We start from the raw sequence: 15,460 nt of genomic DNA, 5'->3' as shown, positions 1-15,460 counted from the left end.
GTACTAAATCAACCTATACCAGAGTAGCTTTGTTTATATTTACAGTTTTAAACAAAGCTACTCTTTATACTTATTTATATTGCTTAAGAAGCTCTTTTTTAGATAATTAGTGTTATTGCTCGAAAAACAGAACAAGGTTATAGTCTGCGGTAACTTTAAAAATTGAGTAATCTATTTTGAGCACTGAGACATCACAGGCAATGCCTTTAATTCCCCAATTTGATGAATTGCAAAAAAGCTTTCTCGAAACGCCTTACTTGCCAATTGATAAACGTCTCGTTTTATTAAAAAAACTTCGTGTACGTATTGTTGAACTTGAGCAAGAGCTAGTGGATGCTGTTTCAAAAGACTTTGGTTATAGAACTGCTTTCGATACTTTACTTGGCGATATATTACCTACGGTGCAAACGCTCGCACACATTATTAAAAAGCTCCCAAAATGGGCAAAGCCAAGTAATCGCTCTGTTGGTTTAAGCTTGTGGCCTTCAAAAGTAAGTGTTAATTACCAGCCCAAAGGTGTGGTTGGCATTATTGCACCGTGGAATTATCCGATTCAGTTAGCGTTAGTACCTGTGTTTACTGCTATAGCTGCCGGTAATAGAGTCATGCTCAAATTAAGCGAGTTTACACCTCACACAAACGTCGTTATCGAAAAAATATTTAAAGACGATATGCAAGCGCATTGTAAAATAATACAAGGCGGCAGCGATGTAGCCGCGCAATTTTCATCGCTTCCATTTGCTCATTTATTATTTACGGGCTCAACGGCAGTAGGTAAATTAGTAATGGCTTCGGCGAGTCGTAATTTAACACCGGTAACGCTCGAACTCGGTGGTAAATCGCCAGTTATTATTACGCAAAATGCCGATATTAAAAAAGCGGCGCAAGCCATACTGTTTGGAAAAATGGCTAATGCAGGGCAAATATGCGTTGCTCCCGACTATGTATTTGTACCCAAAGCGCTTGAGCATCAGCTGGTTCAGCAATTGTGTGAGCTGTATAAAAAGCATTTTAAAGACGGTGTTGAAGGTAAAAACTTAACTTCTATTATTAGCGATGCACACTATAAACGTTTAGCAACCTATTTAGAGCAAGCACAAGAGCTTGGCGCAAACATTATTAAGCCACTTGAGCAAAACCAGCAAGATGAGCAAAAACATCGTATGGGGTTGCATTTAGTGACTCAAGTGACTGACGAGATGAGCCTAATGCAAGATGAGTTATTTGGTCCAATATTACCAATAATGAGTTACGAAAAGCTCGACAGCGCAATTGATTATATTAAAGCGCATCACCACCCATTAGCGCTTTATATTTTAGGGCAAGATAAGCGCGCTCAAGAATACATTATGAAGCAAACAATCAGTGGCACTGTGGCAATAAACGATACGTTAGTGCAAGTAACTGCTGACGATGCCCCTTTTGGTGGTGTAGGGCATTCAGGAATGGGGCACTATCATGGTATTGAAGGTTTTTTAACGTTCAGCCACGCTAAAAACACCTTAGTATCAGGCTCATTTAATCCTCGTATTAATCTGTTACTTAAACAAAGTAAACTTATTATTAAGCTATTAAAATGGCTTTATATAAAATGATAGGGTGTTGATTTTGTAAAGTTGAATAGATTTTATTTTGCTAATCAAGATATATTAAAAAGGCTGAATTACGTTATGTAATTCAGCCTTTTTAGATAGAGTTAAAACCTAATCATCAAACTCTAAAGATTTAAAATAAGCGACCTTCACCAGCATAAGTACCCACTTGTATTTTTGCATAAATGGCATCGGCTTTTTCTTTAGCTTCTTCAATTTCTTTAGGTAGCATTTTACGCTCATCAAGCTTACGGCTGTGACTTGCTTGCATGTTGCCATTGTATTCAGCGATAGTATTCCAAATGTACGACTTTTCTAAATCTTTTGGCATGCCTAGACCTTCAAAATACATTAGCGCTAAATTAAATTGAGCCAAAGAGTAATTATTAGCGGCCGCTTTTTCATACCAATTACGCGCAGCTTTATAATCTCGAGTCACACCTACGCCGTTGGAGTACATTACCCCTAAATTAAACTGAGCCGCAGGCAGGTTTTTATTGGCTGCTTGTTCAAATAAGGTAACAGCCATTTGGTGATCAAGTTTAACACCTTTGCCTTCGTCGTATAAAACCGCTAGAGCAAACATTGAATCCGGGTGGTTCTTTTTTACGCCTTGTTGATAAAGCGCAGCTGCTTTGCGGTAATCGCGCGTTACACCGTATCCACCTTCATATAATTTAGCTAGTTCGTAAATTCCTGGTGCAAAGCCTTTATCGGAAAGGTATTGAAATTCTTTTAGGGCGACTGCAAATTCACCTTCGTTTGCTGCTTTTATGCCATCTTCTAATGTTGCATGAGCAAAGGGGCTGGCAAGTAAAACGCCAGCTAGAACGAGTGATTTCAAATTAAACTGTGACATATTAATGTCTCCAATTAGTAATAGTTACAATAGGTATTAACGCCTGTTTATCTTTCTAGTTTAAATTTGTGCTGCTATTTAGGTTCGCTCTAGGGACGGTTTGCTCTTTGTTGCTCGGTTTTTAATGAGCCTACTAGGTTACAAACTTCGTGCGGCGATTAATACCAACCTGCATAAATCTTTGATCAATTTAACGAATTAAATTGCACTTGAACGTCGTTAAAAATTTTTCATTTAGAACAACTAGATACAAAAACTTTTGCCTAGTTCTAGCGTAATTTTCTTAACGTTAAATAGGCCCCATATATAAGCAGATTGGTATAAATAGCGCCTAGATAGAACAAATTTTAATACTAAAAGGTCAACAGGCCATAGTTGAATGCTAAATTATTAAATTTTTGCACTATTTGCGCATTTTAAACGTTTAATACTCAATGCATTTAAGTAGAGATTAAATCGGTTACTATAAATAGATGCAAAAAAGGGTGTCTACTGTTATGTTTTACGCCAGCTTTAGCGTAAACGCAAGGCGATACCTTATCAGATCGTGCGTATAAAATGTAAATAACAGCACGGTGGACTTTTAAGGTAAGTAAACGAGTTTAGAAGTGTAAGATACAGATTTTATAGAAAATTTAAAGAAATAAAAAAAGCCCGTTAGGGCTTTTTTGAATCATATTAACCGTCACTAATATGAGCAATGTAGCAAGTAAATGTGATATTTGATGTTATTACTTGGGTCGAGTAAGTAATAACACGAAGCGGCACGCTCTTCTTTTAATGTGTCAGCATCCTTGCTGAATATTCTTCCGTAGGCACTGAGGTCGTTACACTGTGTTTGTGCGAACGATTATCAGTTAGGTCTAAATGTAAGTCAACACTTAAATGATAATTATTATCAAATGAGTTTTGAGCTTTGCCACAATCTAAATAATAGAGAAGGTTATGCTTAATAATTTCAAAGCAAAAAAACTAAAACAGATATTCCTTGCTGTAAGTATGTTGTTTTTATGTAGTTGCTCGGCATCTTTTACTTACAATAATTTGAGTTGGCTTTCGTCATTTTGGGTAGATGATTATATTGATTTAAATAAAACACAAAATAAGCAGCTTAAAAAGATCATTAACACGACCCAAGCGTGGCATAGAAGTACGCAGCTACCAGCCTACAAACAAGACATTCAAAATATTAAGACACTTTTTAACAACACACTAAGCATTGAGAAGTTAAAAGAGCAGGTGGTTTTTGCTAAAAAGCATTGGCAAAACCTACTTGAATACGCGCACATGCCTTTAGCCGAACTGGGTGCAACTTTATCAAGTGAGCAAAGAGAAGAACTTTTAAACAATATCCAAATAAAAATTAACGACGAACGCGAAGAGTTTAACGAACAAACTCCACTTGAGCGAAAAAGTGAGCGCCTGGAAGAGCAATTTGAATATTACGAGCAGTGGATAGGCAAGCTTAATAAACAACAAAAAGCGCTGATTAAATCAACTAATGAGCAACATCAAGACTCAGGAACGCTGTGGCTAAAGTACAAGCAAAACCGTTTGAATGCAGCCAAGCAGGTATTTACAAATGCTGAAATTACAAAAAAAGAATTTATAAATCAGTTGAGTACGGTTATTAAAGAGCGCGAACTTTATATGAGCGACGCACTATTGAAAACCAATGAAGGAAACTTAAATTTATATATAAATTTACTCTACGAATTAAACTCAACTTTAAATGATAAACAACGCCAAAGCGTTAATGATCAATTTGATGAGTTAATTGAGACCTTAAACGATATAATAGAGGAGTAAATTGTGCGTGAATTATTAAGTTTTAGATTAGCTGTTTAGGCTGGTTTGTTTTTGTACGCAAAAAATGCTTTTAAAGGGCAATATATGGTTACAGATTTAAAAAGTATCTTAAACACTTGGTATCCGAATAGGGATAACCAAGAGTGGGTTTTAGCTACTTTGTACAAAATTGAAGGCTCTAGCTACAGAAAACTAGGGGCTATGATGCTTATATCTAGCCTAGGCGAGCGCTTGGGGATGCTTTCGGGTGGCTGTTTAGAAGCTGACATACAGCGCCATGCTAAACAAGTAATGAGTACTTTAACAAGTAAAACCATCAGTTATGATGCCACCGATGAAGACGATTTAACATTTCAACTTGGTATTGGTTGTGGGGGCATAGTACACATTTTACTGCAGCCCATTCACAAAGCTAATGACTATTTAATGTTAGAGCTTGTATCTAAAGCACTTAATGAGAATAAACCAGGGCGATACCTTCAACAGGTAAGCCCCATTTTGCCAGCCGGTAGTGGTGTATTTACGCAAAATGATGAGTTACATGGTTTATCAATGAACCGCAAAGCGCAGTTAGTAGAACTAAAAGGCGCTACGTGCTTACAAACATCTATTTATCCGCCGCCTCATTTACTAATAGTGGGTGGTGGGGCCGATGCGGTTCCGGTTTATACATTTGCCAAACAACTTGGTTGGAGTGTAACTGTATGGGACACGCGTGCAGCCAATGCAAAAAGGCAATATTTTAAAAATGCAGATGCTATTTTGCGCATCACACCGAGTGAGTTAAAAGAATATTGCATAACTAATAAAGTCGATGCGGCTATTTTAATGGCTCACAGCGTTGAGCTTGACGCGAGTACGTTAGCTCAATTTAAAGATGTTTCTTTTAAATATATAGGGTTATTGGGTCCTAAGCACAGGCGTGAACAAGTTTTAGAGCACGCGAAGACGCGTGTTTCACAAATAAAGTCTCCTGTTTTTGGGCCTGTCGGTTTAAATTTAGGCGGCGACTCGCCAGAGAGTATTGCACTATCGCTGATCAGCGAAATACATGCAGTGCTGTGTGACAAAAACGCCCAATCGCTAAGCCATTGGGGGCAAGAGGAGTGCTAATTGCAAAAGTTGTTTTAGCCGCAGGGCAATCATCTCGCTTTAACGGCTGTAAATTAACGGCTGATATCGGGTTTGGCAAAACAATGATTGAACATGCAGTAAATACACTTCAAGCACTTGATGACACGCCCGTGTATGTAGTTACCGGGGCATGGCATAAAGAAGTAGCACAAGTACTGACCGGTTATAAAAACATAGAGCTAATTGAGAATAAGCAATGGAGCCAAGGTTTAGGTAATTCAATCGCGATAGCGTCTCAAACTGTGTTTAAAAATAAGTCCTTCGATGGGATTTTATTTATGCTTGCGGATCAGGTTGAGCTAAAAGTAGCGCACTTAAGTGAGCTAGTTACTGGTTTTACACGTAATCCATCGCGCTGGTGCGCAAACTATGGCGAGCGTTTAGGTGTACCCGCTATATTCCCAGCGGTTGATTTATCTCAGCTTGCAAGCTTAACTTCAGATAGAGGTGCACAGCAATTATTGCGCTCTAGTCGTGAGGTTGTTAACACAATTAGTTTAAGTAGTGCGAGTTTAGATATAGATACGCAAGAGCAATTAAGTGAGTTTTTAAGTAAAACAGAATATAAAAATTTTAATGAAAAAATATAACGAGTAGGGTCAGTAGTTATATTTTTAATAGCTATAGTCACTTTTGAAGCTGTTCGTATAGTTTAAAAGTGACTATAGAAATCGTAATTAAGGGGCAAGCTATGGTGACGTTTACAATTAATGGCAAGGTGGTCGAATCACACGCAAGTGAAGATACACCATTGTTATGGGTTATTCGTGATGAAATTGGATTAAAAGGAACGAAGTTTGGTTGCGGTATTGCAATGTGTGGTGCGTGTACGGTGCATTTAGATGGGCAAGCAACTCGCTCATGTGTTTTACCAATTGGCGCAATTGCAGGAAAAAACATTACCACAATTGAAGGGCTTAATAACGAACACCCACTGCAAAAAGCATGGGTTGAAGAGCAAGTACCACAGTGCGGTTACTGTCAATCTGGGCAAATAATGCAAGCGGCCACATTACTGGCAGCTAACCCAAGTCCTTCAGATGAAGAAATAGTAAGCCATATGAATGGTAATTACTGTCGCTGTATGGCTTATAAACGTATTAAAACTGCTATTCAACGCGCTGCAGATGAGTCACAAAGTGTAGTAAATATATTTGATCCAAATGCACAAGACGCTTAACTGGAGCCGATAATGAAAAAATTATTTCAAAAAAATAGCGAAACCGTTAATTTAAATCGTCGCTCGTTTATGATTGGCACTGCTAGCGCAGGTTTAGTCATGGCGTTTGCCCCTGCGTTATTTTCGGGGTCGGTAAGTGCAAAAGAGTCAATTGCGCAACAGGCTTTTTCACCAACAATTTGGTGGACTATGAGCACCGACGGCGCCGTAGAAGTAAGTATTGCTAAAGCTGAAATGGGCCAACATATTGGTACTGCTCTTGCGCGTATTGTGGCTGATGAGCTTGAATGTGATTGGGATAAAGTATCAATTACCTACGTAGATACCCATGAAAAATGGGGCTTTATGGTAACGGGTGGTTCGTGGTCTGTATTTCAAAGCTTTAAGCCATTATCTCAAGCCGGTGCTGCAGGTCGAATTGCATTAATAGACGCAGGCGCGAAAATGCTCGGTGTGCCTGCAGATAAATGTCGTGCTGAAAAGGGCTATATTATTTCAGGCGAAAAATCGGTTAGTTACGCAGACATAGTCAAAAAAGGCGAGTTTAATCGTACATTCACCAGTGATGAAGTTGCAAACCTTCCACTAAAACCTGCTAATAAGCGTCATTTAACAGGGCTTAAACAAGACTTTAAAGCGCTTGATATACCAGCCAAAACAAATGGCACTGCGGTATATGGTATAGATGTAGAAGTTGAAGGCATGCTGTACGCGCGACCAGTTATTCCACCAACACGCTATGGCAGTACAGTAACAAACGTTGACGATAGTGCAGCAAAAGCTATTAAAGGTTACAAAGGCTATGAAATTTTAAATGACCCTAGTAACACAGTGCAAGGCTGGGTTGTTGTATTAGCTGACAGTTACCCAAGCGCCATTAAAGCAGTAGATGCTTTAAAGGTGAGTTATAAAAAGGGTGAGTCAGCAAATATATCTGAAGATGATATTCAAAAAGAAGGTAAGCGATTATGCGAGCAACGCGACTCGGGTACTTTATTTGTTGATCAAGGCGATATAAAGAAAACTCAAGCAGACGCCAGTGAGTCGTTAGAATCAATGTATACCACAGCGACAGCAAGTCATTATCAGCTAGAGCCATTAAATGCGGTTGCAGAATTTAAAGACGGAAATTGGATTACTCATACTGGTAACCAATGGCAGTCACTTACGTTACCTGCGCTTGCTAAAGCACTTGAAATAGAACAAAACAAAGTAATTATTCGTCCTTATTATTTAGGTGGTGGTTTTGGTCGTCGATTATTTGGTGATTGGACTGTACCTGCAGCTCTAACTGCAAAAGCAGTAGGTAAACCAGTAAAACTGGTATTTACACGAGCAGACGATAGTTTATTCGATCAGTCTCGTTCTGCATCTGCTGCAAAAATGACGGCGTCGTTTGATAAAAACGGTACTTTTACTGGTTTAGAGCATGCATTTGCTGCAGGTTGGCCTACTAAAGCAATGGCACCAGGGTTTTTATCACCGGGTGTGGATGGTAAAGGTAAATTTGATGCATTTTCGGCATCGGGCGCTGATCATTGGTACAGCATGAGCAGTCATCGTGCACGTGCTATTAATAACGAAGTTGCACAAAGCACCTTTACTCCTGGTTGGTTACGTTCAGTAGGGCCTGGCTGGATTGCATGGAGCCTTGAGTCGTTTATTGATGAAATTGCCCATAAGCAAGGCAAAGATCCAGTTCAATTTAGAATTGAAATGTTAGACGGTAAAGGCAAGCAAGCGGGTAAAGCACCTGAGAGCGTTGGTGGAGCACTGCGCTTACGTAATGTGCTTAAAACGGTGTCTGATAAAGTAGCTTCTGTTAAATTAGCTAAAGATGAGGGCATTGGTTTTTCTGTAAGCTCAGGGCAAGAACGTACCATGCCAGCATGGCTTGCAACCGCAGCGCATGTTCACGTTAACCGTGATAGTGGTAAAATAACGCTTAAAAAGCTCTATGTTGTTGTAGATGCGGGCTTAATAGTTCACCCTGATGGCGCACTGGCGCAAATTGAAGGGTCGTTACTATGGGGCAGCAGCCTTGCATTGCATGAATCAAATACGTATAAAGATGGACAGGTATCAGCGACTAACTTTAATACTTATTTACCGCTAAGAATGCAAGATGTGCCAGATATTGACATTGAATTTTTACAAAGCGATGAGTTTCCAGTTGGTTTAGGCGAACCTGGCGTTATAGGGGTCGCTCCTGCTATTGGTAATGCTGTGTTTAATGCAGTAGGCGTGCGTTTACGTGACCTACCAATGAAGCCAAGCGAACTTAAAAAAGGCTTAGAAGCGTAAAACAAAAATAACTAAAGGGGGTATGCTTTAAGCTGCCCCTTTTAGTTATTAAATATATTTATGTAATTATTATTTATGTATTAATAAGTAGCGTTGTTTATACCAATTTGCTTAATTAAATGATTAAGTATTATTGCAAATTGGTATTAGGTTGTTATTACTTGTTGATATTAGTTAAGGTTTATTTATGCTAATCGACCCAACAGGGCGAGAGTTTAGTTACTTACGTTTGTCTATTACTGATGTATGTAATTTTAAGTGTGTTTATTGTTTACCAGATGGTTATCAGGGGGGGCACGACCGTGGCTTCCTTACAATTGATGAAATTAGCAACACGCTTAAAGCGTTTGCACACCATGGTATCGAAAAAGTAAGGATCACTGGCGGAGAGCCAACCCTTCGTAAAGACTTTATAGATGTTGTTCGCGCGGCAAAAGATGTCGCGGGCATAAAAAAAATTGCAATGACTACGAATGGTTTTTCCCTTCATAAGAATATTCATGACTGGGTAGATGCAGGCTTAAACGCCATTAATGTAAGTATTGATAGCTTAGATTCACGCATGTTTAACACCATTACTGGGCATGACAAATTTACCTCAGTAATGAAAGGTATTGATACTGCGCTTGAAACGGGTATTGATTCGGTAAAAATAAACAGCGTGCTGATGAAGCAATACAACGCAAAAGAGTTTGATACATTTTTAAATTGGGTTAAACACCGTCCCGTTACCATCCGCTTTATAGAATTGATGCAAACAAACGACAACAAAGCCTTTTTTGATGCTAACCATGTTTCTGGGCAAGTTTTAAAAACTCAGTTATTACAAACGGGTTGGCAGCAAGTTGCGCGTAGTGCATCAGCAGGTCCTGCTCAAGAGTTTGCCCACCCTGATTATCAAGGCAGAATTGGTTTGATCATGCCTTACAGCAACGACTTTTGTAGTACCTGTAATCGATTAAGGGTTACAGCTAAAGGAAATCTGCACTTGTGTCTGTTTTCTGAAGAGGGTATTTCGCTAAGAGAATATATGAACGACAGTTCAAACAGTAAATTAATGGCATTGTTATCTCGTTATATTAAGACCAAAAAACCAACTCACCTTTTACACCAAGGTAATACGGGTATCACTACGAATTTATCCATGTTAGGTGGCTAGTTGTTAAAGCCACTTAGTGATACTAAATCACCAAACGTGTCTCTAAAATACGCTATATCATCCTAAAGAATCAAATAACAGGTTGTGTTTACATGCTCTATACCAACAAGGCTTGTTAAATTATATTTTCACGTTAAACTTACTTTTTATATTTTATCAAGTGATTAGAATGGATATTGCGGCACTTAACAGCACTAAATCATTAAGGAAGAGCGTTCTTAGATGGATGTGTCTTTGTTTTGGTTTTTTATCGCTAGTATTTGCGAGTGTTAATTTAACCGTAAATAACTTTCCATTACTTGGCTATATCGAAATATGTTTTTCCGTTTATTGTATATTTACTTATATTTCAGTTACACGCCGTCCACTACAGTTTTGGCAATCCTTAATAATGTGCGCACTGGTAACGTTAATCATTATTTTAGGTACATACTTAGCATCGCCACGTAATGGTGTGTTTGTATGGTCGTTTGCATTACCTATTTTGTACTACCTGTTGTTAGGTAAACAATACGGTGTAATTTTCTCTGCAAATTTATTAGTTATCCAAGTGCTTATTTTAGGGAGTAAGTCTACTCTTACCCCCTTTGAAACTTTTAACTTATCCCTTAATTTAATCTGTGCTTATTTTAGTATTTGGGCGATTTCTCATGTTTTTGAAGGAAGCCGCTCGCATTTTTCAAAGCGCCTTAAAAATTTAGCGTTACTTGATCCATTAACGGGTGCAGGTAACCGCCTTTCAATGAACCACTACTTTGAAGTAGAACTAAAAGATAAGTCGCAGTTATATTTGTTTTTACTTGATTTAGACTTTTTTAAACAGGTAAATGATGAGCATGGCCATGGTGTGGGTGACCAAGTACTTGTCGAGGTGGCCACTTTACTAAGAGTTGTCCTTGGTAGAGGGTATGTATTTAGAGTAGGCGGTGAAGAGTTTGCTTTATTTAGCTCTTTTGCAAATGAAGAGGCTGCACTTAATACCGCTGAACAAATAAGAGCACGTTTTGAAAATACCACATTTGACATTGACGGCCTTGCAATTAATGTTACAACCAGTATTGGTGTTGCAAAATTTAAAAGTACTAATTCATTGGAAAGCTTTGTAAACCAAGCAGATAAACAGTTATACAAAGCAAAACAATTTGGTCGCAATAAAGTGTATTGTAAGTTTAAAAAAGAACATGACTACGAAACGGTAGTTGCTTAAGCAGGGTTACTTAATACATTTGCTCAAAATTGGGGATCCCGTTTTCCCAAATCGGTTTATCTTTTCCTAAATGCTCGCGCACAGCATCAAAAAACAACCGGGTCCTCACTGGTAAATCTCGGTGCGGATATACGGCATACATCGCACTAAACTCCATCAGTTTTACATCGGTCAATAAAGGCACTAGCTTACCTTGTATTATTTCATCACCAATAATAAATGCAGGGGCGACAAAGTAAGTTGTGCCCGATAATGTTTTCATTAACAATGACTCGGCATCATTAGCACGAAACACACTTTTTATTTTTTGCTCGCAGCGTTCACCCTTACTATCGTAGTAATCTATGGTTTCTACTCGAATAGAATTACTGGCATAGCTTGCTGCTGGTAATTGCGCTAACTCTTCGATTGTTTTTGGCATACCGTAAGTTTCAATAAACTGTGGTGCAGCTAAAATTAATAATCGGTTACGCGCTATTTTACGTGCAATAAGTGACGAATCTTTAGGCTCACCTACACGAAAAGCCAAATCAAATCCTTCAGAGACTATATCTACTAATCTATCGTCTAAACGCAGTTCAACTTCTACTTGCGGAAAGCGTTTTTGAAAATCATTAAGTACAGGTTGTAAATAACGACGACCAATAAGTGTTGATGAAGTGATTTTTAATACGCCACGCGGTTCTAAATGGTAGTTTTCAGCCATGCGTACGGTTTCGCCAAGCAGCTCTCTAAGCTCAGCGGCTTTTTTGATCATTTCGGCACCCGCCGCTGTAAGCGAAAATGAACGCGTTGTGCGGTTAAGTAACCTAACGCCTAACTCATCCTCTAAACGGCTAATTTGTTTAGATATAACAGAGCGATCTATGTTGCGGATTTCTGCAGCTTTTGCAAAAGAGCCTTGCTCAACCACTTCAAGTAACATTAAAAGTCGACTTGTTGTATCCATTATTACACCTTAACTAATCTATTGATGCCATTTTGGCATTAATGAATTTAAAAATCTATGGTTTTTACACACGGGTTTAATCCGTATTATGCGAGGCTAATCAACAATGGAGCGTCTTCATGAACAAACATCTAATTGCTGCTGCACTTACTGCGGCATCTTTAACACTTGCGGGTTGTGCTGATGAGAGCACAGCTCAATCAGCACCTGCACAGCAACTTCAACCAATTGATGTAGCACAGGTGCTTGTTAAGCCGGTACAAAGCTGGCACACATATACAACTCGTTTAGAGTCTCCACAAGAAGTTGCTTTAATGCCGCGTGTATCGGGAATCATCGATAGCATTGAATTTAAAGAAGGCGATGTGGTTAAAGAAGGCGATGTTTTATTTCAATTAGATGCTCGTCCATTTGCTGCTGTGGTTGCTAGTTTAAAAGCGCAAATTAACAGCGCAGAAGCCGCACTTGAACAAGCTAAAAGTGAAGACAAACGTGCGGTACGCTTATTAGACCGTAAGGCAATCTCAACTGAGCAAGCACAAGCGCGTACTTCAACACTACGCCAACGCGAAGCACAGCTTTCTGCACTTCAAGCACAACTTACCTCAGCAGAGCTTGATTTAGAGTTTACGTCAGTAGTATCACCAATTGATGGCATTATTTCTCGCGCAAATATTACCAAAGGTAATAACATACTTGCGGGTCAAAGCGTATTAACGTCAATTGTTTCAAACCAAGCTATGTATGCTTATTTTGATGTTGATGAACGCACATGGAATAGCTCTTTCAATGATGTTACTGCTGCGAGCCATCAAACTGTTGTAATGCAAAAGGTCAGTCAAAGCGATTTTGCATACAAAGGCTACATTAACTTTATTGATAACCAAATTAATTCATCAACAGGTACATTACGCGTACGTGCGGTATTTAATGAAGACAGCAACCAATTACGCGCAGGCTCGTTTGCACGTATAAAGCTGGCTGCAAATTCTATTAGCGACGCGATTATTATCCCAGAACGTGCAATTGGTACCGACTTAAAAAATCGTTTTGTATTAACGGTTGGCGAAAACAACGTACTTGAATACAAGCTTATCACTACAGGTGAGCGTTACGGTGCATTACGTGCTGTTACATCAGGCCTTAATGAAGGTGATGTTATTGCCGTAAATGGTCCTGCTCGCGTAGGCCCTGGTATGCCAATCTCTCCGCAAACCGTAACAATTGATACCAGCGGTGTAGCATTTACATTGTCAAACGACAACGCACAATTTGTGGCTAAGCAATAAGGTTTATTGATGAAATTTTCGCATTTCTTTATACAGCGCCCAATATTTGCGGCCATGCTGTCATTGGTTATTTTAATTGCTGGTGGTATATCACTATTCCAATTACCAGTAAGTGAATATCCAGAAGTAGTTCCTCCAACTGTTGTTGTTACCGCTAACTACCCGGGTGCTAACCCAACCGTTATTGCGCAAACAGTGGCAACACCGCTGGAGCAAGAAATTAACGGTACTGAAAACATGTTGTATATGTTTTCGCAAGGTACAAGCGATGGCCGTATGACATTAACGGTGACCTTTGCGTTAGGTACCGATTTAGATCGTGCTCAAGTACAAGTACAAAACCGTGTAAACAGTGCACTTCCGCGTTTGCCAGAAGAAGTACAACGTTTAGGTGTTGTAGCCGAAAAATCATCGCCAGATTTAACCATGGTAGTGCATTTATATTCACCTGAAAAAACGCACGACACAGCGTACTTATCTAACTATGCCGATTTAAACATTAAAGATGAAATTGCGCGTTTACCGGGTGTAGGTGATATTCGCATGTTTGGTGCTGGCAAATACTCAATGCGAGTATGGCTAAACCCAGATGCACTTGCTGCACGCGAATTAACAGCAACAGATGTAGTAACAGCACTTCGCTCGCAAAACCAGCAAGTTGCTGCCGGTAGCTTAGGTGCACAACCAATTTCAAACGACAGTCAATTTCAAATATTGTTAAACGTTAAAGGTCGTTTAAACAGTATTGAAGAATTTGAACAAGTTATTATTAAAGTAGGCGACGAAGGTCAGTTAACGCGTTTATCTGATATAGCCCGTGTTGATTTAGGTCAAGATACTTACTCACTACGTGCAGAGCTTGATAACCAACCAGCTCTTGCAATGCCAATATTTCAGCGCCCTGGTTCAAACGCTATTGAGCTTTCCGATCAAGTACGCGAAACAATGGCGCGCTTATCAAAAGATTTCCCTACCGGTGTTGAATACGACATTGTGTACGACCCTACAGTATTTGTTCGCGGCTCAATTGACGCGGTAATTGCCACTTTGCTTGAAGCAATTGTGCTGGTAGTTATTGTTGTTATTGTATTTTTACAAACGTGGCGCGCATCTATCATTCCGCTAATTGCTGTGCCTATTTCACTCATTGGTACCTTTGCAGTAATGCAATGGTTAGGCGTGTCGATTAATACCTTGTCGTTGTTTGGCTTAGTATTGGCCATAGGTATTGTTGTAGATGATGCGATTGTAGTTGTTGAAAACGTAGAGCGAAATATCGAAAAAGGCTTATCGCCACTTGAAGCAACCCGCGTTGCAATGAGCGAAGTAACAGGGCCTATTATTGCAATTGCGCTAGTACTAAGTGCTGTATTTATTCCTACTGCGTTTATTACCGGTTTATCAGGTCAATTTTATAAGCAATTTGCCCTTACAATCACAATTTCGACGATTATCTCAGCGTTTAACTCACTCACGTTATCGCCTGCGCTTGCTGCATTGTTATTAAAATCGCACGATGCAAAACCAGATGCGTTCACGCGTTTACTCAATAAACTGTTTGGTCGTTGGTTGTTTAAACCATTTAACCGCGTATTTAATCGTGGTGCTAAAGGTTACGAAAAACTGGTACAAAAACTAATTCGTATGACTGTTATTGTAATGGTGGCTTACATTGCACTGGTTGGCGGCACAATTAAATTATTTGATTCCGTACCAGGTGGCTTTATTCCACAGCAAGATAAACAGTATTTAGTGGCTATTGCGCAGTTACCTGACGCTTCAAGCCTTGACCGTACTGAAGATGTGCTTTCTCAAATGCAGCAAATTGCACTAGAGGTACCAGGCGTTGCACATACAGTTGCTTTTCCTGGCTTATCAGTGAACGGTTTTACTAATAGTCCTAACAGCGGCATTGTATTTACACCACTTGAAAGCTTTGACAAACGTACCGATCCAAGCCAATCAGCGATGGCAATAG

At 39.3% G+C, this 15,460-nt stretch carries 12 protein-coding genes; 10 read left to right on the top strand and 2 right to left on the bottom strand.

Annotated features, from left to right (window positions below; all coding sequences use genetic code 11):
- The first annotated feature begins 200 nt into the window (after positions 1-200).
- Complete coding sequence (locus L656_RS0106425) at positions 201-1,595, top strand: coniferyl aldehyde dehydrogenase (RefSeq protein WP_446727578.1); 1,395 nt, start codon at positions 201-203, stop codon at positions 1,593-1,595.
- Between the two features lie 130 nt (positions 1,596-1,725).
- On the opposite strand, the gene L656_RS0106420 is transcribed toward L656_RS0106425, so the two are convergent.
- The gene (locus L656_RS0106420; protein WP_024598556.1) at positions 1,726-2,451 is read right to left on the bottom strand and encodes a tetratricopeptide repeat protein; all 726 of its coding nucleotides are present in this window, start codon (positions 2,449-2,451) and stop codon (positions 1,726-1,728) included.
- A gap of 945 nt (positions 2,452-3,396) precedes the next feature.
- On the opposite strand from L656_RS0106420, the gene L656_RS0106415 reads away from it, so the two are divergent.
- The 7 genes from L656_RS0106415 (at position 3,397) to L656_RS0106385 (ending at position 11,244) form a co-directional block, all read left to right on the top strand.
- Entirely contained in the window at positions 3,397-4,260 is an 864-nt protein-coding gene (locus tag L656_RS0106415) for a DUF6279 family lipoprotein (RefSeq protein ID WP_024598555.1), read from the top strand.
- Positions 4,261-4,344: 84 nt separating this feature from the next.
- Positions 4,345-5,373 (top strand): XdhC family protein, encoded by a 1,029-nt coding sequence (locus L656_RS0106410; protein WP_024598554.1) that lies wholly within the window; start codon positions 4,345-4,347, stop codon positions 5,371-5,373.
- Positions 5,367-5,984: a nucleotidyltransferase family protein gene (locus tag L656_RS0106405; RefSeq protein ID WP_024598553.1), complete on the top strand. Its 618-nt coding sequence runs from the start codon at positions 5,367-5,369 to the stop codon at positions 5,982-5,984. Before L656_RS0106410 ends, L656_RS0106405 begins: the two co-directional genes overlap by 7 nt.
- A 101-nt stretch (positions 5,985-6,085) precedes the next feature.
- Positions 6,086-6,574 (top strand): (2Fe-2S)-binding protein, encoded by a 489-nt coding sequence (locus tag L656_RS0106400; RefSeq protein WP_007582016.1) that lies wholly within the window; start codon positions 6,086-6,088, stop codon positions 6,572-6,574.
- Between the two features lie 12 nt (positions 6,575-6,586).
- Positions 6,587-8,878 (top strand): xanthine dehydrogenase family protein molybdopterin-binding subunit, encoded by a 2,292-nt coding sequence (locus tag L656_RS0106395; RefSeq protein ID WP_024598552.1) that lies wholly within the window; start codon positions 6,587-6,589, stop codon positions 8,876-8,878.
- Between the two features lie 187 nt (positions 8,879-9,065).
- A complete protein-coding gene (gene moaA, locus L656_RS0106390; protein ID WP_024598551.1) occupies positions 9,066-10,037 on the top strand; it encodes a GTP 3',8-cyclase MoaA in 972 nt (323 codons plus the stop codon).
- A gap of 169 nt (positions 10,038-10,206) precedes the next feature.
- On the top strand, positions 10,207-11,244 hold the full coding sequence (locus L656_RS0106385) for a GGDEF domain-containing protein (protein ID WP_024598550.1): 1,038 nt from the start codon (positions 10,207-10,209) through the stop codon (positions 11,242-11,244).
- 10 nt (positions 11,245-11,254) lie between these two features.
- Here L656_RS0106385 and L656_RS0106380 read toward each other — a convergent pair whose 3' ends face one another.
- The gene (locus tag L656_RS0106380; protein ID WP_007582020.1) at positions 11,255-12,193 is read right to left on the bottom strand and encodes a LysR family transcriptional regulator; all 939 of its coding nucleotides are present in this window, start codon (positions 12,191-12,193) and stop codon (positions 11,255-11,257) included.
- Positions 12,194-12,312: 119 nt separating this feature from the next.
- Between L656_RS0106380 and L656_RS0106375 the strand changes: the two genes are divergently transcribed.
- Both L656_RS0106375 and L656_RS0106370 read left to right on the top strand, forming a co-directional pair.
- Entirely contained in the window at positions 12,313-13,482 is a 1,170-nt protein-coding gene (locus tag L656_RS0106375; RefSeq protein WP_024598549.1) for an efflux RND transporter periplasmic adaptor subunit, read from the top strand.
- Positions 13,483-13,491: 9 nt separating this feature from the next.
- A partial coding sequence (locus L656_RS0106370; protein ID WP_024598548.1) for an efflux RND transporter permease subunit occupies positions 13,492-15,460 on the top strand: 1,969 nt, incomplete at its 3' end.

Origin of the sequence: Pseudoalteromonas sp. TAE56 (assembly GCF_000497955.1) — a bacterium.
In the GTDB taxonomy this organism is placed as follows: Bacteria; Pseudomonadota; Gammaproteobacteria; order Enterobacterales; family Alteromonadaceae; genus Pseudoalteromonas.
The sequence above is the reverse complement of the archived record's forward strand: the minus strand, read 5'-3'. Positions and strand labels throughout refer to the sequence as shown.